Consider the following 20,892-nt stretch of genomic DNA (forward strand, 5'->3'; position numbering starts at 1 on the left):
ATACCAGAGGTAGCATGTCGAAGAAAGTATTGATCGTCGGAGGAGGCTTCGCCGGAGTCTGGGGCGCCCTGGCGGCCGCGCGGCTGCTCGACCAGCAAGGAAAAACCAGCGCGGACGTCGAGGTCACGCTCGTCTCTCCGCAGCCCGCCCTCACCATTCGCCCGCGGCTCTACGAGCCCTCTCCGGAGGACATGAGCGCGCCCCTCTTGCCGCTCCTCGATGCGATCGGCGTCCGATTCGTCGAGGGGACCGTCGCGGAAATCCGGACGGGCGACGCGCAGGTCGACGTGATTGCGACGAACGGCGCGAGGCGCACCTTGCCTTATGATCGGCTCCTGCTCACCAGCGGCAGCAAGCTCTTCCGACCGCCCGTTCCCGGCCTCTCGGAGCATGCGTTCTCCGTCGATCAGCTGGGCGATGCCGTCGCGCTCGACAAGCACCTCGCGGGCCTCGCTGCCCTGCCCGAGACGTCCGCGCGAAATACGGTCGTCGTCGCAGGGGGCGGATTCACGGGGCTCGAGCTCGCCACGGAGCTGCCCCTGCGCCTGCGACAGGTGTTCGGCGCGAATGCGAAGTTCTCGGTGATCATCGTCGAAAGGGGAGGGGAGGTCGGCGGCGGCCTCGGTGAGAATCCGCGTCCCATCATCGTGGAGGCGCTCCAATCCCTCGGCGTGGAATACCGGAGCGGCATCGCCGTCGCGTCCATCGATGCCGGCGGCGTGGTGACCAGTTCCGGCGAGCGCATCGAGGCTCGCACCGTCGTCTGGACCGCCGGCATGCGCGCGAGCAGCCTCACGGCCCAGGTCTCTTCCTCGCTCGACCCGCTCGGCCGCGTCGAGGTCACCCCGGACCTGCGTGTCGTCGGCATACCGCACGTCTTCGCGGCGGGTGACGTCGCCCGCGCGCTCACCGACGAGCAGGGCCATTACGCTCTGATGTCGTGCCAGCACGCCGTCGCGATGGGCCGCTTCGGCGGGCACAATGTCGTGGCCGACCTCCTCGGCGCTCCCACGCTCGAATACCGGCAGCGCTTCTACGCCACCTGCCTCGACCTCGGCGAATGGGGAGCTCTCTACACGGAAGGCTGGGATCGCGAGATCAAGCTCACGGCCGCCGCGGGCAAGGAGCGCAAGCGCGCGATCAATACCATGTGGATTTATCCCCCCGCTCCGAACCGCGCTACGGCGCTCGCCGCGGGCGACCCCCTGATCACCTTCGGCTGAATTCCGCGCGGGGGGGTGATCGGCTTTTCGGGCCGATCCCCCCGCGCTGCGAACCTCAGGGCCGCTCGACCTTGAACGAGGGCGACGTCCAGGTCTCCCAGTGCGCCGGGTCGTTCGCGTCGCCGAGCGCCTTCAGCACGCTCATCTTCATCACGTAATTGCCGTTCGGCACGACGTATACCTTCTTGCCGACCGTCGTGGTCCCATTCCAGGCGAACGAATACGTGCCCGTCGGATCCGCGTTCCGCCCGACGTACGTATACGTGTAGGCGTTGCCCCACGGCTTCTGGAGGCCCGCGGCCTCGACGATGTCGACCTTGATCGTCGTCACCTGGTGTTCGAGGTGCACGGTGACGTTGGGCACGTTGGACGTCCCCGACATCGAGAACACCGCGCCCGCATTCTCCTTGTTGTACGTCGTCGCGTTGATCTGCCGCGACAGCCACGGGAAGCTTTGCCCCGTCGGGACGAGCGCCACGATCGATTGATAATCACCCTTGAAGCCGATGTACGGCACGCGCAGCGTCGTCGTGCCGCCTGTCTGCGCGAACTTGATGAAGCCGCCGTACACGCCCTGAGCGGCGAGGTTCGGGTTCGGCGTGATCGTGACGTCCACCGTCGCCGTGCCGTTCGCCGGGACCGTCACGCTTTGCGCGCTGAACTCCGCGCTCGGCGGCACGTCCGTCTTCGAGAGCGCCTGCGGCGTGCCATACGTGCCCACCGACGAGGCGCCCGGCTGGTGCGAAACCTCGTACGTGATGGGCTCGTTGCCGTCGTTTTTCAGGGTGATCGTCTGCGTCGTGGGGCCCGTCGTCTCGCCGAGGGCGATCCGGCTCGGCCACACGCTGGCCGTCGTGACCGCGGCCTTGTCGACACGAATGAGGCCCGCGCCCTGCCGATGCGCGCTGTCGAGGATGCCCGTAGACGGATCGATGCCCCAGAGGAGCGGCTCCGCCGTGTTCTGGAGGCGCGCGCGAATCGCCTCGAAATTGGTCTCGCCCGTCGCCTGGATGAGCAGCGCGATCGAGCCCGCCGTGTGCGGCGAGGCCATCGAGGTGCCGCTCTGCGAGGTGTACCCGCCGATCTCCAGCGGATACGTCGAATAGATCGCCCCGCCCGGCGACGTGAGGTCCGGCTTGAACGAGAGATCCGGCCCCGCGCCCCACGAGCTGAACGTCGAAATGCGCCCGGCGACGCTGTTCGGCGAGATGACCGTTTCATCCGTCCACGTCAAGGACACCGCGCCCGCGCTCAGGCGCTGCGCGATGGTATCGCCCTCCGCCATCGTGATTCCGACGACCGGGACGCCCACGGGCGTCGTGCCCGCGGGTGAGCCCGTGGGAATCGTGACGCCGGGGACGAGCGCGCCGGCGGCGTTGTTGTACACGACGACGGCCGCGGCGCCCGCGGCCTGCGCATTCTTGGATTTCTCGAAGAACGTGCAGCCGCCGCGCTTGATGAGCGCCACCTTGCCCGTGAGGCTCCCCGCCGCCGGCGGATTCACGTTGCACGCGTCCGTGGCAATCGTGGCCGCCGTCGCCGTGGCCACCACCTCCAGCGTGCCCGTGAGCGGCGCGGGCGGCACGCCCGTGCCCAGGTTGTACCCGAAGCTCGTGGCGTCCGGCGTGATCGTGAACGAAAGCTGCGCGACGTGCGTGTTCTCGGCCGAGGCCGAGGCGAGGACGTTCGTCCCGACGCCGGGCGCGCCCGTGGCCCAGACGCCGCGGTCGCCGTTGTTGCCGCCCGAGCAGGAGACGATCGTGCCGCTGTTCGAGAGGTTCGACGCCGCCACGGCCGTCGGATACTGCGGCCATTGATATCCGGAGCCGATGCTCATGTTGACGACGCGCATGCCGTCCTGCTGCGCCCGCTCCATGGCCTGGATCATGATGTCCGTGCTGGTCGACCCTGCGCAGCCGAACACGCGATACGCGCCGAGCGTGACCTCGGGCGCGACGCCGACGACCTTGCCATTCGCGCCGACGATGCCGGCGACGTGCGTGCCGTGACCGCCGCAATCGTCCGGATCCGCGTCGGGAATGGCATACGCCCCCGCGACGCCCGACTGGAACCCGTCACCGACGAAATCGTAGCCGTACTGGACCCGGCACCCCGGACCAAAGCAGCCGCCGCCGAGATCGGGGTGATCGTAATCGACGCCGCTGTCGATGATGCCGACGCGGATATTCGCGCCCGTGAGCCCGAGCTGGTTCCGCGCGATGTCGACGCCCGTCATCGCGATCGCCGTCGCCATGTCCATCTGCGGCCCGCCGCTGTCCCCCGGCGTATCCTCCTGCTGGATCGGGACCACCGGCCAGACCGACTTCACGCCGGGAATCCGCGCGAGATCGGCGACGTGCTCGGGCGCGACCCGGATCGAAAGCCCGTTCCACAGCCGGTGGAACGAGATCCGCTCGGTGTACGAGATGCCCCGCTTCTCGGCCTCGGCCTTGAACACGACCTTTTGCTGGAGGAGCAACGACTCCGACCCGCCGCGCAGGAGCGGCTTCTCTTCGAGCTCCACGAACCAGAACTCGGGGGTCTCGTTCTGCTCCCGCGTCACGACCGACGAGGGATCGTACGCGTCCCCGTTCTCGTTCGCCTGCTCCCCGTCGGGCTCTCCGCCGCAAGCCGCGAGCAAGGAGGGCAATGCAAGTAGGTGAATCCAGCGAAAGCGCCTCATGTGTACCTCTTCGGCCGCCGCTTTTGGGGCCCTTTCCAGACCAGTGCCCCCGCTGCAACCGGGCGTCAAGAGGGTGGGAGGGCTTGCCGTCGGGGAGGCGTGCCCCATTGCCTTGGAACATGCCCCCGAAAGGGCGGCCGGGGAGGGTGAAAATGCGAATTTCATCGCGGAAGATGCTCTTCGTTGTTTTCGGTTTGCTCGGCGCATCGTCCTTCCTCGCCACGCGCGCCGCGGTGAGCGACGATGCCAGCAAGATCACGAACCCGCCCGCAGGGGCGCCGGTGCTCGAAGGGATGGGATCGCTCCACTTTCCCATCACCACCAGCGTCCCCTCCGCCCAGCGTTATTTCAACCAGGGCATGACGCTGGCTTATGCCTTCAACCACGCCGAGGCGGAGCGCTCGTTCCTCGAAGCCGCGCGCCTCGATCCCGGCTGCGCGATGTGTTTCTGGGGCGCCGCGCTCGTGCTCGGCCCGAACATCAACGCCCCCATGAGTGACGACTCCGTCCCGCGCGCGTATGCGCACATCCAGCGCGCCCGCGCCCTCGCGACCCCGACCAGCGTCACGCGCCGCGAGTGCGAGCTCATCGAGGCCCTCGCGACCCGATACGCGCCCGCCCCCGTGGCCGATCGCCGCCCGCTCGATGTCGCCTATGCCGGGGCCATGAAGAAGGTCGCCAAGCGCCTCCCGGACGACGCGGACATTCTCGCGCTGTACGCCGAGGCGCTCATGGACCTGAGCCCCTGGAATTACTGGGAGCGCGGGAAGCCGCGGGCGAATACCGAGGAGGTGATGTCCGCGCTGGAGCGGGCGATGAAGCTCGCTCCGAACCACCCCGGGGCGAACCATTACTACATTCACGTCCTCGAGTCCTCGCCGCACCCCGCGCGCGCGCTCGACGCGGCCGAGCGGCTCGCGGACCTCGTGCCCGGCGCCGGGCACCTCGTGCACATGCCGTCGCACATCTACCTTCGCCTGGGCCGCTACGAGGACGCCGCGATCGCCAACAAGCGCGCCATCGTCGCCGACGACAAGTACGCGCCCCTCGCCGACCCCTCGAACATGTACCTGTTCATGTACCGGACGCACAATGTGCACTTCCTGTGGGCCGCGTTGACGCTCCAGGGGAAGTCCGAGGAGGCGCTGCGCGTGGCGCATTCGATCCCGCGGCGTCTCGGACACGCCGCGCACGGCCGCGCCGGCGCCATGGCCACGATGATCGAGCATTTCCAGGCCGCACCCCTCTATGCGATGGTTCGTTTCGGCCGGTGGCACGAGATCCTGCACGCGGAAGCGCCGCCCGAGGATCGCGTCTACACGCGCGGCGTCTACCATTACGCCCAGGCCATTGCGTTCTCCCGGCTCGGCGACGTGAAGGCCGCGGATCGCGAGCTCGCCGCGCTGGAAAAGGTCGCGGCGGAGCCCTCGCTCCTCGGGACCACGGTGTCCGGCGTGAACTCGCCGAGCGCCGTGCTGGGCGTCGCCCTCGCCGTCACGCGCGGCGAGCTCGCGGCGGATCGGGGCGATCTCGACACGGCCATCCGCGAGCTCCAATTCGCGGTCGTCCTCGAAGACGAGCTCCGTTACATGGAGCCGCCGGACTGGCACCACCCGACGCGGCAGATCCTCGGCGCCGTCCTGCTCCGCGCGCAGAGGGCCACGGAGGCCGAGCGTGTCTATCGAGAGGACCTCGAAAACCTGCCGGAGAACGGGTTTTCGCTCTTCGGCCTCGCCCATGCGCTCGAGCTCCAGGGCAAGGCGTCCGAGGCGGCGAAGGTCCTTCGCCGATTCGAGAAAGCCTTCGCCCACGCCGACATCCGGCTCGAAGCCTCCCGGTTCTGAGACCTCCTCGTTCCGAGGAGGACACCTCACGTCACGAACTTTTCGATGCTCCAAGCCGGTTCGGCTATCCTCGCCCGCGAGGAGGCCTTCGGTGACGAAAACACGCAAGAAGACGCTCGGATGGATCGCCCTCGGGTTGCTCGGGGCGACCTTTGCTGCCTGCGGGGGCGAAGACAAACCGATAACGGAAACCCCCCCGACCGTGGTCGATCCGCTGGCCCATTGCCAGTTCGAGACCCCGCCGGAGCGCCCGTCCAAACCGGCGAATGCTCCCACGGACGTCAAGGCCGGCTACGGCGCCGCCGTCCTGCCCATGCCCATCGGCACGCCCGTGGGCGGCTACGCGTCCCGCACCATCGGCCTCGGCGGCGCCAAGCCCGTCGACGACCGCCCCCGGCGCTTCGGCAAGAGCCTCGTCCCCACCGTGGGCATCCACGACGCGCCGCGCGCCGAGGCCCTCGCCCTCGAAGCCGGCGGCGAGCGCGTGGTCATCGTCCGCGTCGACGCGCCGCTCCTCAACGAGAACACGCTCTTCGAGCTCGAATCGAAGGTCGCCCCCGACGGCTCCATGCGCGGCCGCATCATCATGACCGCCTCGCATAGCCACGCCGCCTGGGCCGGCTACCAGCCGAGCTTCATCCTCATGCCCGGCGTCGATCGCCCGAAATCCGCGCTCGCCGAGCGCGCCATCGCCGCCATGGCCGACGCCGTCGTTCAAGCGATCGAAGGCCTCGCCCCCGCGAAGATCGGCGTCACGGTCGAGAAAGACTTCGACCCGAACGACGAGGTCAACCGCGACCGGCGCGGCGAAAACAACATGCTCCCCGGGCCCGACGGCAACGACGCGGGCAAACGCAAGGACCCGACGCTCTGGGTCCTGCGTGTCGACAAGGCCGACGGCACGCCGCTCGCGGCCCTCGTCGATTTCCCCATCCACGGCACGATCGGCGGCGGCGACAACCCGCTCGTCTCGACGGACGCCCCCGGCGCCATCGCGCGCGCGCTCAGCGCCGAGCTCGGGTATCCCGTCATGCACGTGCAGGGCGCGGCCGGCGACGTCTCGCCCGCGGGCCACGATGGCCGCACCTCCTGTCCGGACTCGCTGCGCTGCCTCGACATTCCGCGCCTGGAGACGCTCGGCGCCCGCGCCACCGAGCTCATCGCGCCCATCATCGGCGGCGTCCAGACCGGCGACAAGGCCGCGCTCGAGATCGTCACGCGGAGCTACTACATCGGCCGCGACGGCGTCGTGAAGCGCCCCGACGGCACCGAGCTCCGCTACGCGGCGTACGATCCGAACGTCGTGGAGTACGTGCCCGACGGCGTCCTGCTCGACGAGAATGGCAAGGTCAAGAGCCCCATCGACGAGTTCAACACCTACGCCGGCGCGGGCCTGTGCGGCGAGCAGAGCGGCACCGGCGCGCTCGCCGGGCTCCCGGGCGCGCTCGGCATGCCGGTCTACGGCTCGTGCCTCGAAATCGCCAAGGGCGGAGGCATCATCTTCGGCCTCTTCGACGTGAGCGCCGACATGCCCCTGCCGCTCTGCGACTCCGTCCGCACGACGGCCGCGGCGCTGCGTATTTCCGGCACGCCGACCGGCGATTACCTCGTCGTCACGGCGCCCGGCGAGCCCGTCGCGCCCTGGGCCGCCTATCTTCGTGGCCTCTCGCCCGCGGGCCCGGATCGGACGCTGCTCATCGGGTATGCCGACGATCACGTCGGATACATTCTCACGGGCGAGGATTGGCTCGCCGGCGGCTACGAGCCGAGCATCAACGTCTGGGGCCCGCTCGAAGGCGAGCAGATCCTCGCCGGCGTGCTCGAAGCGGCGAAGCTCGCGTGGACGCCCGAAATCGAGGACCCCGAAGTCGGCAGCTCGCGCTTCACCGCCTGGAAATACCCCGACGAAGCGCCGATCACGAAGCTCGAGACCACCGATCACGGCACGGCGGCGTCCGTGTCCCCCGCGCTCTTCTGGCCGGACACGGTGGCCGCGGAGGTCTCTTCGCCGCAGGTCTCGCGAGCCATCGGCGCCGCGCGGTTTGCCTGGTACGGCGGCGATCCGGCCGTCGACATGCCCGTGGTGTTCATCGAGCGCGAGGCGGCGCTCGGCATGTACCAGCCGCTCACCGACGCGAAGGGCCGCCCCGCCAGCTCGTACGAGGGCACGATCGTCACGACGTACTCGCCCGATCCGGTGACCGCCGAGGCGCCCGAGCACCACGTCTACACGGCGACATGGCAGGTCGTCCCGCCGGACCTCTTCTCCGCGCAGAAGCCGATGCTGCCGTTCTCGCTCCCGCTCGGCAAATACCGCTTCCGCGTGAAGGGCAAGGCGCTCGCGGCGTCCGGCGAAACGACCTACGAGATCACGAGCCCGTCGTTCGACGTCGTCGCCGCAGAGCTCTCGGCTGCGTCGACCGCGACGCGCGGCGACTCGTCGATCGACCTCGTGGCGAACCTCGGGACGGCGCCGGGGCTCCGTGCTTTGCGGGTGGGGCCGAGCGATTCGGGCGTGCCGCTGCTCGGCCCGTGGACGGTGACGGTGACGTTCGCGAACAACCCGACGAAGACGGTCGAGGTCAATCCCGACGCCGAGGGCAAGGCCAGCGTGCCGCTCACGATGCAGGAGGCGCAGGATGCGCAATCGGTCGAGATTCGCGATGTGGCGGGCAATGGCGGGACGCTGACCGTACCTTGATCTAGCTCGCGCGCTTCTCGCGCCTCTCGCGCTTCTTCCCGTCGCGGCGCGCCTCCTTGCCGAATTTCTCGCGCGCGTTTTCCTTCAGCTCCTTCGCGAGCTTCTTCACGTCCTTCGCCTCGTCGCGCGTCACCTTGCCGTCCTTGCCGGCCTCCTTCGCGGCGGCGCGGATCGCGGCGGCGCCGGACTCGAAATCCTTGCGGATCTGGGCCTTCATCGACTCCGGCAGCGGATGCGCGGCGAGGAGCGACTCCATTTGCTCGCGCGCGTGCTTGATCTTCTCCTCGACCTTCTCGTCGAAGCGGGCCGACTCCATGGGGAACTCGCCCTTGCCGTGCTTCTTCTTGTCGACCTTCTCGACCCTCGGCGCCTTGCCCTTCTCCTCGGCGGAGGCGGCGAGCGGGGCGGTCGCGAAGACGAAAGCGAGGGCGAACGCGAGGGGGCGGACGATGTTACGAAGGCTCGACATGGCGGGGCTCCTTTACGGGCAATGCCGTGGTTCGAGCGGAGGAAGAGCACGCGGCGTGCCAGGCGCTCAGGCCTCGTGATCCGCGGGTTTCGCGGGATCTCGGCCTGCGGAGCGAGCGCCGCACCTGCGGAATTCCGCGCCCGCTGCGGCGCATCGCGCGCACCGGGGCGGCTCGGGTACGCTTGCGTAGAAAGAGCGGATCCACATCGACGACCGGCGCGACGGGCGCCGAGGGAGGCTGGTACGAGATCGATTACTGCTGATCGAGTTGCTCGTAAGGCCAACCGGGCGGCGGCGGGGCCGTCGTCCAGCGGAAATTGTCCGGCTCGAGGAGCGATTCGAGGTTTTCTCGCCAGAGCTCGAGCATCAACCGATACGTCGACGCCGTCACGAGGACCTGCATGGCCAAGCGACCCGCCCTCGTGGCTTCATTCGGCCATTTCTGCGAGATGTGCGCGACCACCGTGTATTCGAGCTCGATGATGCGGTCGACCAAATCCAGGCGCCGGCGGATCTCCTCCCATCGGACGGCGATGATCTCCTTGTACCCGTCGTGTCCCTCCCTGGTCATCGCGCCCTCCCTTCACGAGGTGATGGCGCGCGCCGCGGCCCCCCACCTGGGCAGCCGCGGCGCGCGCCTCGGCTCGTTCACGGCTGTCCAGGCGCCGGGGCCGGGGCCGGCTCCGGGGCCGGGGCCCCACCACCGCCCGGCGCCGTGGCGGCCTCGAAGAAGCGAATCACCCTCCCGGCCTTCATGTGGAGGAGGAGATTCTTGGCGACGACCGCCTCGAGCGTGTCCCGAACCGACTCGTTGATGTCGAGGACCTGATCCACCGTGGGGTTCGCCGGCGAGGTGGCGCCACCCTCGAGCGTGCCGAGGATCCACTGGATCTTCTCACCCTCCGCATTGAGGATGTGCGAGAGGCCCATCTCCTCCATCGCGATCGAGATGAGGACGAGGGACGCGACGTCCCGGGGGTTTTGAGCGGGGAGGGGGGGGAAATCACCCTGTTCGAATTGCGCTCGGCTCATGGTTTTCTTCCTTCTTATTGGTAATGACCCGCGGCGTCCGGCTCCCTATGAGCCGTTTCGTTTATCGCCGCGGGCACTAACAATGACGAACGAGGCGTCGTTTTCGTGAGCAGAGAATCGACGCTCGCGCGTCGTTTTCCCGGACCGCTATAGGCATCCGACACGGACGGACGCGATCGTGTGCCTCGATGATTCCCGTGTCGATTGGCGAATCGATATTGACGGGGCCGCTCCTCCATCGAATCATCGGCAATATTCAACTTACCTGCGCGCGCTCGACTGGCGCGTCGCGTCGATTGGGGAGGTTGCTCATGGGGGGGGAGAACCAGAGCTTCACGCGTGCCTCTTTTGAAGAGGCGTGGTCGCAATCCGAGCCGCAGCTCCGAAAGCTCTGCTTTCGCTGGACGGGGAGGGATCCCGAGGCTGCGCGCGACGCGCTCGGCACGGTCGCCGTGCTCGCCATGGAGGAGCTCACGCGCAGCAGTGGTGAGATATCGAATGTGCGCGCTTGGCTCACCCGGCTCGCGCGGAACGCTTGCGTCGACATCCACCGGGAGCGCGCGATCAAAAGGAGGGCGATCGAGCGGCTGACGGTGGAAGGGGCGCTCGAATCGGCGCACGCCGAGTCCCCCGAGGCCGAGCAGATGCGGCGCGAGCTCGACGTGCTCGTAAGGAGGGCCATCGACGGCTTGCCGCCCGGACTCGCAGAGACCGCGAAGCTCCGTCTCGTCGAGGAAGAACCTTACGAGGACATCGCAGGCGAGCTGTCGCTCTCGCCCGAGACCGTACGAAAGCGTATCCAGGACGCGCGAACCCGTTTACGCAACGAGCTCGCGACGCACGTGGAGGAGACGAGGCCCCGCGGAATCACACGCCAGGTGGAAAGCCGCCTCTCCACACGTTGATGCATACGGCCCGGGCCGGATATGTTTCATACGGCCCGGGCCGGATATGCTTCATACGGCCCGGGCCGGATGTGACATTGTCCGACCCATTTTACCTCGACTCCCGCGCCCAACGCGCCTCGGTTTGGTGATAGCTTGGTCGACACTTCTATACACTTGTACAATCGGGGGGCGTAATGACGACGACCACGCCGGGTCCTGGATTTCTCACGGCGAACGAGGCCGTAGCGTTTCTTTCCGTCAAGCGGGCGACGCTCTACACCTACGTGAGCCGGGGCCTCTTGCGAAGCGTCCCGTGCCCCGGAGGGCGCGGCAGGTATTACCTGCGCGAGGACGTCGAGCGATTGAAAGCTCGGAGCGAGGCGCACGCCGGCAGGTCCGGGCCCGATTCCGATGTGGAGCGAAGCTCGTCCCGGACGTTCATCACGCAGATGTCCCCCGAGGGGCCACGTTATCGAGGGCATGCCGTGGCCGACCTCGTGCGCGAGGGCAACTCGTTCGAGGCCGTGGCCGAGCTCCTCTGGTCCGGGAGGCTCCCCTCGAAGGAGGACCGAGACTGGGCGTGGCCCTCATCCGACGAGGAGCGGCGCGACGTCCTTTCGATCCTGCGCCGGGCCTGCGATGCGCTCGTGCTCCTCGCCTTGCCTTCGGCCCCCCTCGACGTCGTGCGCCTGGGTATCCTCTTCTGGGCGCTCCACCGGCACGGGAACCCCAGCCCGGACCCGCAAGAGAACCTCGTCGAGGCGCGCGCGCTGCTCTCGCTCGTCGCCGCATTGCCCGCCACCTGCCGTGGCGTCACGCGCGCTCTATCGGCCGCCCGCGCCCCGACCCTCGCCGAGAGCCTCGCCATGGCGTGGCCATTCTCGGAAGCGGATTCCAGCGCGCCGACGCGCGTGGCGCTGCTCGATCGCGCGCTCTCGCTCGTGGCCGATCATGCCGTTGATCCGCCCGCGCTCGCCGCGCGCGCCGCCGCGCATGCGGGCGGCAGCCTCGCGGCCTGCGTGCTCGCGGGCGTCGAGGCGCTCTCGGGGGACGAGCACGCCGGGGTATGCACGGAGCTCGCGAATTGGATCGACGTCCTCGAGACGACGGCGAAGGTCCGGGAATTCGTGGCCGAGCGGCTCGACAGCGGGACCCCGATTCCTGGCTTCGGTCGTCTCGCCGGCGCGGACCCCCGCACTGCGATCCTGCTCGAGGCCGCTGCATCCTTTGCGCCCGCGGATAGGCGTCTCCAGCGCGCCCTGGATCTCGTCGAATTCGCGCGCGGTTACGGGGAGCCCGGCCTCGAAGTGGGGCTCGTGGCCCTCGCCGCGGCGCTCGGATTGCCGCCGGGCGCGCCGGCCGCCATTCTCGCCGTCGGCCGCGTGGCCGGCCTCGTCGCGCACGTCCTCGAAGCGGAAAACCGCTATTGACGCGCGAGCGCCTCGAACCACGGCCGGAGCGGGCGCGTCCCTCGCGCCTCGGCCACCGAGTCCGTGGTCGTGACGGCCGCGACGAACTCGAGCATGTCGGACAGGCGCGGGTGCGGTAGGCGCAGGGTGGCGCTCCAGAACCGGAACACGCCGGGCGGCACGTGCATGATCCGCGGCTTCTTGCCCACGACGTCGAACGCGAGCCGCATGATCTCCTCGCGGGTCAGGACCTCCGGGCCGCCCACCGCGACGAACTCCGGACCTTCCTCGACGACGGAGACCATCGCCTCGGCGACGCAGATCGGGTGCACCGGATTGGCCTTCGCCGTCCCGTCGCCAGCGACGGACCCGAATCCCATGCGGGCCATGTCGATCAGATCGCCGAGCGCCGAATAAATACCGGTTGGCCGGACGAACGAGCACGAGAGGCCCGAGGCGCGCAGCAAGTCCTCCGTCTCGACGTGCGCCCGGATGTACCGCGTGTGATCGTATCCGGGCCCGGGGTGCGCGGAGAGATAGACGAAACGTTTGGCCGAGGCGCGAAGCGAAGCTTCGAGGAGGTTTTCGTGGGCTGTGACGTCCACGTCGCGGAAGGAGCGACGCTCGTGCATCCCCAGCGCCACGTTCGCGCCGAGGCAAGACACGACGACGTCGATCCCCGCGAGCGCCTCGCCGAGCGAATCCGCGCGCGTCGCGTCCCCGAGGACGACCTCGCTCGCGAGCGGGCGGATTTTCTCGGCGTTCTTCGCGCTCCGGGAGAACGTTCGCACGAAATGGCCACGCTCGCGGAGGAGCCGCAGCACCTCGGAGCCGACGGCGCCGGTCGCGCCGGCGAGGAGAACACGCGGTTGACTCATGGATACCCCCAGGGCCTGGAGGATACCGCGCGTCTCACTCGCTCGTCGCGCGGATCCCGAACCGGGCCATCAATCGCTGCAGATGCCGCCGATCCACGCCCGCCTCGCGCGCCGCCCGCGACACGTTGCCGCCCGACTGCGCGAGGATCGCCTCCACGTAGGCCCGCTCGAAGCGCTCGACCCAGGCGTCCTTCGCCTCGTGATACGGCAGCTTCAGGAGATTCGCCTCGACCCCGCTCGCGTGCGCGGTCTCCTTCGGCGTTTCAGGGTTCGGCGGCGCCTCGGCCTTGCGCTCCTCGGCCCGCGGGCTCACCGCGGGTTCGCCCGGCGCCGCGAAGGCGCCGAGCACGGCCCAGCGCTCCACGATGTTGCGCAGCTCCCGCACGTTGCCCGGGAAATCGTAGCGGGAGAGCATCGCGATCGCCGTCTCGTCGAGCCGCGCGCACGGCTGCAAACCCGACGCCGCGCGCCGCCGCGCGAGCTCGTCCTGGATGTGATCCACGAGCAGCCTGAGGTCCTCGATCCGCGTCCGCAACGGCGGCACCCGCACGATCACCACCGCGAGCCGATAGTAGAGATCCTGCCGGAAACGCCCCGCCTGCACCTCGCGCGCGAGCGATCGGTTCGTCGCCGCCACGATCCGCACGTCGACCGAGCGCGACCGATCCGAGCCCACGGCCTTGACCTCGCGCCGCTCGAGCGCGCGGAGCAGCTTCGCTTGCATGTCGAGCGGCAGCTCGCCGACCTCGTCGAGGAAGATCGTCCCCCGATCCGCGGCCACGAACGCGCCCGGCCGCTCGCGCACCGCGCCCGTGAACGCGCCCTTCTCGTGACCGAAGAGCTCGCTCTCCAAAAGCTCCCGCGGGATCGCCCCGCAGTTCACCGCGACGAACGCGCCCGCGCGCCCGCTCGCCTCGTGCAGCCCCTCGGCCGCGAGCTCCTTGCCCGTGCCCGTCTCGCCTTCGAGCAGCACCGTCAGATCACTCGCGGCCACGCGCTCGAGCAGCGCGAACATCTCGCGCATCGCGGGGCTCGCGCCGAGCATGCGGCCGAAGCGCGCGCGCGGGCTGATCTCCTGCTCGACCGTCTCGGCGAGCGGTTCGAGCCTGAGCACGCTGTTGCCGAGGCGCACGAGCGTGTCGTCCGTGATGGCCACGCGCTCGATGCGCAGGTCGCCCACGAACGTGCCGTTCGTGGAGCCGAAGTCCGTGAGCGAGAAACCGTGAGGCCCGAGGCGCACGGCGAGGTGCTCGCGCGAGACGGCCGGGTCGCGCAAGGTCACGTCGACGTCGGGGCTACTGCCGACGCGCACCTCGTCCTGCGCGAAGACATGCGCGGCACCCTGATCACGCGCGTCGGGGGCGTCGACCACGACCACGCGCAGCTTGCGGATCCGGCGCACCGAGGGGCCGCTCGTCGCGTCGATCACCTCGGTCACGGGCCGCCGACCCCCCGACCCGCTCGGGGCGCTGCCGAGCAATTTCGTCCTGCTCTCGCCGTCGCTCATGGCTCGCGCTCCTCCGCCTCCTCGTCCTCGTTGCTGGTCGCGCCCTTCTTCGGGGCGACGAGCACCACGTGCTCGTTCGGGCGCACGCGGAACGTGTACTCGCGCCGCGCGCCCTTCGGTAGCACGACGGCGACCGTGTGCTCACCGCTCCTGAGCTCCAGCCTGCCATCCGCGGGCAAGGCCACCTTCTCCCCGTCGACCTCGACGTGCGCGCGCCGCGGCACGACCCCGGCGAGCGAGACGGAGCCGCGCGGGTTGCGCGGCGGGAGGCGCGCCGAGAACTGGCCCATCGCGAAGAGCAGCACCGCGCCGAGGGCCACGGCGAGATACACGCCGGCAGAACGTCGAGGCGGCGGCGCGGGCCGGGGCGCAGGCTCGGGCGCAGGCTCGGCGAGCGCGGGCAGCGGGGACTTCTCGGGCAACACGCGCGCCTCGACCGCCGGGAGCCGGGCGAGCGACGTTCGTTCCTCGGAGGCGCGCGCGCGGTGCGCCTCCACGCGCGCGGCGAGCGCCTCCCGATCGAGCGCCAGCGCTTCGAGGCCCTGCACGATCGACGCGCTCGTCGGCCTGCGCGAGGCTTCCCGCGCGAGCGACGCCGAGAGCCCCGGAATGCGCGCCTCCCACGCCGCGAGCGCCCGCGGCGGATCCCCGCGCGCGCCCGCCGATGCGAGGTCGTCCTCGGGGAAGATGCGCCGCCCGAGCACGCACTCCGCGACCACCACCGCCCATCCGTAGACGTCGCTCGCGACGCTCGCCTCGCCGGGGAGCGCCGCCTCCGGGGCGAGATATCCCGGCGTCCCCGCGACCTCCGGCCGCGCCTCGCCTGCGCGCCTCGCGAGGCCGAGGTCGACGAGCTTCGCCTCGCCGGTCTCGTCGATCATCACGTTCGAGGCGGCGAGATCGCCGTGCACCCAGCCCTTCTCGTGCAGCGCCGCGAGCGCCCGCGCCACGTCGAGCGCCACCGCGCGCGCCGCGCCTTCCGGCATCGGCTCCGCGCCGGAGGCGAGCTCGTCGAGCGGCGCGCCGCGCACGTGCTCGAGGGCCACGTACGGCAGACCCGCGAGCTCGCCGCGCGCCGCGAGGGCGGGCAGCGCCGGGGCGCGCACCTCCGCGAGCACCTCGCCCTCGCGCTGGATGGCTTGCGCGGCGCGGCCCGAGGCGCGTTCGCCCAGCACGGGCCGCTTCAGCACGAACGTCTGGCCGCTCCGGTCGCCGAGCCGGACGGCGACGAGCACATCCGACATCGCCCGCCGCGCGAGTCGTTGCACGAGGAGGAAGTCGCCGAAGAGCTCGGGCACGAACGGCGCGGGCACGGGCGGAGGGTAGCCGAGAACGGCCCCCGGCGGACACCTTCGCGCGGGATCCGGGAACCTTCCGTCTTCCGCGGCGTCCACACCCGCCACACAGGGCCGCTCCGCAGGCGTGATCCGGCCCGAGGAAGGTCGTCATGCGTCGTCATCGTCCTCTCGTCGCGGCCCACACCCTCGTCCTCCTCGCGGGCCTCTCCGGATGCCTCGCCGCGCCTGGCGAGGTCGACGGCGAAATGACGCCGCCCGCCGCGACGCGCGGCGCCCCCGCCATTCTCGAAACGGCCTCCGGGATCAGCGAGGAGGACTTCCTTCAGGACGAGACGAGCTCACCGACGCTCGCCGCCCCGCGCGGCTTCGGCACGATCACGGGGCGCCTGCCGGGCACGAGCACCGTCGTCCCCGGCGTGCGCCTGCGGGCGCATTCCGTGCGCGTCACCATTCGCGACGGATTCGCTCGCACCGAGATCGAGGAGGAGCTCGCGAACGACACGCCCACGGTCCTCGAAGGCCGGTACGTCTTCCCGCTCCCGCCGGACGCGAGTTTGTCGCGGCTCGCGCTCTGGGTGGGCGACGAGCTCGTCGAGGGCGAGATGGTCGAGCGTGATCGCGCCGCGCGCATTTTCCAGGGCATCGTCGACGACACGGTGCGCCCGCGTGATCCGGCGCTGCTCGAATGGACGCAGAACAGCTCGTTCTCCCTGAAAATCTTCCCGATGCCGGCGCGCGGCAGCCGCAAGGTGATCCTCGCCTACGACGAGGTCCTGCCCGTGACGAAGGGCGTCCTGCGGTACACGTATCCGCTCTCTCTCGGCGAAGATCGCGCGGTCCGGATGGATTCGTTCCGCGTGCACGTCACGGTCGAGGACGCGGGCGGCGCCGCGGCCGAGGCGAAGGTCCTCGGACATGCGGCCTCGCTTCGCACCGAGGCGGGCCGCCTCGAAGCCGATTTCCAAGCCGACTCGTTCGTCCCGAAGGATGATTTCGTCCTCGAATTTCCGCGCTCCCAGGCGGAGATCCTGCCCGTCGCGGTCGAGAACGGCGGCGAGGGGCGTGGGTTTTTTGCGGTCCGTGTCCCGGTCCCGACGGCGCCCGAGGCCAGCTCGATCGAGCTCCGCAACGAAAAGGTAATCGTCCTCGACGCGAGCCACGGCATCACGCGGGAGGGCCTCTCGGCCGAGGTCACGGTCGCCGAGAGCATGCTGCGCCGATTGCGGGAAGGCGAGCGATTCGCCGTCCTCCTTTGCGACAGCGCCTGCGTCTCCTACCCCGAGCGTGGCCTCTCCGCGAAGAGCGACACGTCCCTTGCCGGGGCCTTCCGATTCTTGCACGAGCGCGCGCCCGAGGGCGCCTCGGACCTCGCCTCCGCCCTCGTATCGGCGATTTCGCGCGTCGAGACGCAGGGCCGAGGGCAGGTCGTTTATCTCGGCGACGGCGCCCCCTCCGCGGGAGAGCTGAAGGTCGATTCGATCGCCGCGCGGGTCCGGCCGGTTCTGTCGGACAAACAGGCCGAGCTTCGTCTGGTCGGCGCGGGCCCCTCCATTGACGAGCTCGTCCTCGGCGGGCTCGCGGAGGAGCTCTCTGCTTCCTACGAGCGGCTCGCAGCGGGCAGCGGTTCGCTCGCGCAGCGCGCGCTCGTCCTCGCGAAGGGCCTCGACGTCCCGCTCCTCATGAATGCGCGCCTCACGTTGCCGGCAGGCTTCATCGACGTATTCCCGCGCAAGCTCCCAGCGGTGCGCGCCGGGGAAGAGTTCGTCCTCGTGGGCCGGTGGTCCGGGGCGCCCTCGGCCGAGAGCGCGACCGTGGAGCTCGCGGGCGAATTCGATGGCATGCACGTGCTCGAAGCACGGACGCTCTCGTTCTCGGCGGCGCCGGGCGCCGATCGAAAGGTCATTGCGCGGCGCTGGGCCACCGAGCGCATCAGCGAGCTCGGCCGGCGCGCGGACGACGACGCGGCCAAGGAGACCATCGCGCTCTCCCAGCAATACCACGTGCAGAGCCGCCTGACCTCGTTGCTCGTCCTGGAAAACGACCGCATGTTCGCCGCCTTCGGCATTCCCCGCACGCAGGGCAAGGGCGGCCTCTCCTCCGAGGTCGAGACCGGCCGCGGGCGCCTCGGCGGCAGGCCTTTCGATTCGATCGGCGAGTCGTTCGGCACGGGCGGCCTCGGTTTGTCCGGGGTCGGCGAGGGCGGGGGCGGGACGGGGCAAGGGTTTGGCGCGGGCCATGGGAGGCTCGGGCCCATGCGCGACGGGATCGGAATGGGGAGCCACGCGGGCCGATCAGGCGTGGCGCCGACCGTCCGCATGGGCGCGACGACCGTGAGCGGCCGGATGCCGCCCGCGGTCATCCAGCGTATCGTGCGGCAGAACTTCGGGCGTTTCCGCTTCTGCTACGAGAATGGCCTCCGGTCGAATTCGACCCTCACGGGCCGCGTCGTCGCCCGGTTCGTCATCGGCCGCGACGGCTCGGTCGTGTCCGTGGCCAATGGCGGCAGCGATCTGCCGAATTCGGACGTCGTCGCCTGCGTGATTCGCGCCTTCCGGGGCCTCTCGTTCCCGCAGCCGGAGGGCGGCGTCGTGAACGTGACGTACCCGATCCAGTTCTTCCCCGGCGACGGCCGCGCAGCCACGCCGCCCGTCTTTTCCCGCTCGTCCAATTGGGGGACTGCGTCCTGGATCGGCAAGGGGGACGAGGCCTGGCGCAGCGCCGGGAAGGACACGCTCGAGATGCTCGAAAAAGCCTCCCTGGAATCGCCCGAGAGCCGCCGGGCGCGCGAGGCGTGGGTCACGGGCCTGCTCGCGCGGGGGCGATTCGAAGACGCGCTCCGCGAGGCCACGAAATACGTCGAGCTCGATCCCGATCGCGCCCGCGCGCATGGGCTGCATGCCGAGGCCGCGGCCGCGCTCGGCGAGGAAAACACCGCGCTCGTCGCGCTCGATACCCAGGTGGAGCTCGACCCCTCGAATGCGTCGGCCCACAAGCGCGCGGCGCGCGCCTTCGAGGCGTCCGGCGACGAGCGCCGCGCCTGCGCGCATTTCCGCGCGTATGCCGAGCTGAGCCCGCTCGACGGCGCTTACGAGGCGCTCCGCTGCCGCGCCCGCGTGCTCGGCGAGCGAGACGCCGTGCTCGCGACCCTCGCGGCCCAGAAGGACCCGAGCAAGCCCCTCATGTCCTTGCGCGAAGCTCTCGAGAAGGGCGAGGCGCCGGGTTATGCGGCGGGGGAGCCCGGCGGCGAACGAATCTCGGCGAAGGTCACGTGCGGCGCGGGCGTGGAGGGTTGTCCCCGGGTCGTCCTGATCGACCCCGCGGGCCACATCACCACGCCGATCATGCCGGGGGCGGTCCGCTCGGGGGCGTCGTGGATCGCGGCATCCGCGTGGAACGGGACGTATCGCGTGCTCGTGACCGGCGGCCTCCCGGCCGCGAAGGGAGAGCTCGTGGTTCGTCTCAACGACATGACCAGGAAGTTCGAGGTGCGTGGCGGGGAGGGCGCGCGGACGGCAGCGGTGATTTCGATCGGCGAGTGACGGATCGACGAAAAGAAAAAGGCCGCGTCTCCCGGAGGAGCGCGGCCTTTTTCTTTAGAACGGGAACCGGTTCAGACGACCTCGGCGCTCCGATAAGGATGAGAATCGTCCCCGATGGTCTTCGCGCCCTTCTTTGCGGGGACCAGGCCCGCAGCCCGCGTCGCCACGAGGCTGCCAATCGCCACGAGCACCACGACCACCCGCACGAGCCCGCCGATCACCGGCAGCGGGCTCGTCAGCACGAAGAGCGCGCAGCCGAGCGCGAGGTGCGCATATTCATTCTTCGTCTTGTGCCCGATGAGCGCGCGGCCCACGACCTCCAGCACCGAGCACATCGCCGCGAAGACCCCGAAGGTCCCCGCAAGCAGCCCCACCACCGCGACCGGAATGCCCACCAGCGTGATGCAGAGCGCCGCGAGCAGCGCCACCGCGCCGAGCGAACCCACGATACCGAGCGCGAACGAGCGCATCGGCCGGGCCGCGATCTCCACCTTGAGCGACTCCGCGCGCTTCGTGAAGAGCGCAATCAAGACAGCGCCGAGCGCGAAGAGCAGCGCCCCACCCGTCATCGATTCGCTGAACTCACGCATGATGTGCTGCGCGTTCGTCGGTTCATCGTCCTTTTCTTCCTCGATCCGCGTCGAGACGTCCCCCGCGACGACCGCGCCCTCCTCGCGGTCGAGCTTGCCGCCCACGATCCGCGCATCCCCATCGAGGCGCGCCCCCTTCTTCACGTTGAGCGAGCCGCCCATCACCTGCGCGTCGCCCATCACGTGCGCGCCCGGCTCGATCGACACCATCCCGCCCGCGACCTCCACGTCGCCCGTGACGACGCCCTTCACCGTGAGCGTGCCGCCAATCAAATGGACGTTCCTGACGACCTCGTCCTTCTCGATCACGAGGTTCTGCCCGACCACCTCGCGATCCTTGCCCTCGCCCTTGTTGGCATGCGCCCCGGGATTCTCGGGCTTGGCCGCGGGCGCGTCCCCCGAAATGTTTGGCGGGACAGGCGGCGCCGGAGGCACGGGCGGCACCGCGGGCGTCGGAGGCACGGGCGGCACCGCGGGCGCGGCTTCCGCGGCCTTCGCGGCGGGGGCGCGGGAAATCGAGATCAGCGTGCCGTCGCGGCGGGCGACGTAATCACCACCTTCGAGGAGGAGCGAGAGGACCTTGTCGGCAGGCTGGTCCTTGACGTGCAGCGAGGCCGGCTCCGTGGAGGGGGCGTGAAGGACCACGCTCCAGCCCGCCGCCTCGGCGAGGCGCTTGATGGCATCTTCCTGGGGCACGCGCTCGACGTCGAGGCTCACCTTCTTTTCGTCCGCCGGCCATTCACCTTGCTTTTCGATCGCCGCCAGCGAGGGCGCCGCGGTCGTCACAGCAGAGAGCAAGAACGCGAGCCCAGAGAGCCTTCGAGCAGCCATT

General features: G+C 69.9%; 15 protein-coding genes. 7 read left to right on the forward strand and 8 right to left on the reverse strand.

Annotated elements, in window-relative coordinates:
• Positions 1–14: 14 nt before the first annotated feature.
• The gene (locus tag QHF83_RS09750) at positions 15–1,223 is read left to right on the forward strand and encodes an FAD-dependent oxidoreductase (RefSeq protein ID WP_282417503.1); all 1,209 of its coding nucleotides are present in this window, start codon (positions 15–17) and stop codon (positions 1,221–1,223) included.
• A gap of 55 nt (positions 1,224–1,278) precedes the next feature.
• On the opposite strand, the gene QHF83_RS09755 is transcribed toward QHF83_RS09750, so the two are convergent.
• A complete protein-coding gene (locus QHF83_RS09755) occupies positions 1,279–3,906 on the reverse strand; it encodes a S8 family serine peptidase (protein ID WP_282417504.1) in 2,628 nt (875 codons plus the stop codon).
• 152 nt (positions 3,907–4,058) lie between these two features.
• Here QHF83_RS09755 and QHF83_RS09760 point away from each other — a divergent pair, with 152 nt between their 5' ends.
• Both QHF83_RS09760 and QHF83_RS09765 read left to right on the forward strand, forming a co-directional pair.
• Positions 4,059–5,750: a hypothetical protein gene (locus tag QHF83_RS09760; protein ID WP_282417505.1), complete on the forward strand. Its 1,692-nt coding sequence runs from the start codon at positions 4,059–4,061 to the stop codon at positions 5,748–5,750.
• 91 nt (positions 5,751–5,841) lie between these two features.
• Positions 5,842–8,451, forward strand: coding sequence for a neutral/alkaline non-lysosomal ceramidase N-terminal domain-containing protein (locus tag QHF83_RS09765; RefSeq protein WP_282417506.1), 2,610 nt, complete (start codon positions 5,842–5,844; stop codon positions 8,449–8,451).
• 1 nt (position 8,452) lies between these two features.
• On the opposite strand, the gene QHF83_RS09770 is transcribed toward QHF83_RS09765, so the two are convergent.
• On the reverse strand, positions 8,453–8,920 hold the full coding sequence (locus QHF83_RS09770; RefSeq protein WP_282417507.1) for a hypothetical protein: 468 nt from the start codon (positions 8,918–8,920) through the stop codon (positions 8,453–8,455).
• A 26-nt stretch (positions 8,921–8,946) separates the two neighbouring features.
• Between QHF83_RS09770 and QHF83_RS09775 the strand changes: the two genes are divergently transcribed.
• The gene (locus tag QHF83_RS09775; protein ID WP_282417508.1) at positions 8,947–9,183 is read left to right on the forward strand and encodes a hypothetical protein; all 237 of its coding nucleotides are present in this window, start codon (positions 8,947–8,949) and stop codon (positions 9,181–9,183) included.
• Here the strand turns inward: QHF83_RS09775 and QHF83_RS09780 are convergent.
• Entirely contained in the window at positions 9,174–9,491 is a 318-nt protein-coding gene (locus QHF83_RS09780) for a hypothetical protein (protein ID WP_282417509.1), read from the reverse strand. The genes QHF83_RS09775 and QHF83_RS09780 overlap by 10 nt on opposite strands.
• 77 nt (positions 9,492–9,568) lie before the next feature.
• On the reverse strand, positions 9,569–9,952 hold the full coding sequence (locus QHF83_RS09785; RefSeq protein WP_282417510.1) for a hypothetical protein: 384 nt from the start codon (positions 9,950–9,952) through the stop codon (positions 9,569–9,571).
• A 311-nt stretch (positions 9,953–10,263) separates the two neighbouring features.
• Between QHF83_RS09785 and QHF83_RS09790 the strand changes: the two genes are divergently transcribed.
• Together QHF83_RS09790 and QHF83_RS09795 are read left to right on the forward strand one after the other, a co-directional pair.
• Positions 10,264–10,857 (forward strand): sigma-70 family RNA polymerase sigma factor, encoded by a 594-nt coding sequence (locus tag QHF83_RS09790; protein ID WP_282417511.1) that lies wholly within the window; start codon positions 10,264–10,266, stop codon positions 10,855–10,857.
• Positions 10,858–11,033: 176 nt separating this feature from the next.
• Complete coding sequence (locus QHF83_RS09795) at positions 11,034–12,269, forward strand: citrate/2-methylcitrate synthase (RefSeq protein ID WP_282417512.1); 1,236 nt, start codon at positions 11,034–11,036, stop codon at positions 12,267–12,269.
• Here the strand turns inward: QHF83_RS09795 and QHF83_RS09800 are convergent.
• From QHF83_RS09800 to QHF83_RS09810, 3 genes are read right to left on the reverse strand one after another with little or no spacing between them, the layout of a single operon-like run.
• Positions 12,263–13,126: an NAD(P)H-binding protein gene (locus QHF83_RS09800; RefSeq protein ID WP_282417513.1), complete on the reverse strand. Its 864-nt coding sequence runs from the start codon at positions 13,124–13,126 to the stop codon at positions 12,263–12,265. The two genes, QHF83_RS09795 and QHF83_RS09800, sit on opposite strands and share 7 nt — an antisense overlap.
• Before the next feature lie 34 nt (positions 13,127–13,160).
• The gene (locus tag QHF83_RS09805) at positions 13,161–14,633 is read right to left on the reverse strand and encodes a sigma 54-interacting transcriptional regulator (protein ID WP_282417514.1); all 1,473 of its coding nucleotides are present in this window, start codon (positions 14,631–14,633) and stop codon (positions 13,161–13,163) included.
• Positions 14,630–15,946, reverse strand: coding sequence for a serine/threonine-protein kinase (locus QHF83_RS09810; RefSeq protein WP_282417515.1), 1,317 nt, complete (start codon positions 15,944–15,946; stop codon positions 14,630–14,632). Before QHF83_RS09810 ends, QHF83_RS09805 begins: the two co-directional genes overlap by 4 nt.
• 134 nt (positions 15,947–16,080) lie before the next feature.
• Here QHF83_RS09810 and QHF83_RS09815 point away from each other — a divergent pair, with 134 nt between their 5' ends.
• On the forward strand, positions 16,081–19,470 hold the full coding sequence (locus QHF83_RS09815; RefSeq protein ID WP_282417516.1) for an AgmX/PglI C-terminal domain-containing protein: 3,390 nt from the start codon (positions 16,081–16,083) through the stop codon (positions 19,468–19,470).
• A gap of 71 nt (positions 19,471–19,541) precedes the next feature.
• Here QHF83_RS09815 and QHF83_RS09820 read toward each other — a convergent pair whose 3' ends face one another.
• Positions 19,542–20,891 carry a polymer-forming cytoskeletal protein gene (locus QHF83_RS09820; protein WP_282417517.1) on the reverse strand — a complete coding sequence of 450 codons (1,350 nt, stop codon included), beginning with the start codon at positions 20,889–20,891 and terminating at the stop codon, positions 19,542–19,544.
• Between the last annotated feature and the right edge of the window lies 1 nt (position 20,892).

Origin of the sequence: Polyangium sp. 15x6 (assembly GCF_029960785.1) — a bacterium.
In the GTDB taxonomy this organism is placed as follows: Bacteria; Myxococcota_A; Polyangia; order Polyangiales; family Polyangiaceae; genus Polyangium.